This window comes from Oleiphilus sp. HI0132, assembly GCF_001635845.1.
The window spans coordinates 1-227 of the sequence record NZ_LWGJ01001496.1; the positions used below are offsets into that span (position 1 = coordinate 1).

Here is a 227-nt window from a genome sequence, read left to right on the forward strand (position 1 = left end):
AAATGTCGCTCCCCTATGGGCTGGATCTCAACAACCAGTTAAACGTAGATAAATCATCTATCAAACTAACTGTTGTACTAAACAATATACCAAGCTACAAAACCTTAGCGCTTGAAAAGGATATTGCTGAATGGCTTGAGACAAATACCGATATTACTGAGTTCTATGCTGCGAGCCCGAATATCATGTTCTCTCATATCGGTGAGCGAAACGTTATGAGTATGGTT

Annotated in this window: 1 protein-coding gene; it reads left to right on the forward strand. The window is 39.6% G+C overall.

All coding sequences use genetic code 11. The annotated features are described in order from the left end of the window. Positions 1 to 227, forward strand: a 227-nt coding sequence (locus tag A3766_RS31455) for a hypothetical protein (protein ID WP_197479698.1), incomplete at both ends; no start/stop codon positions are given.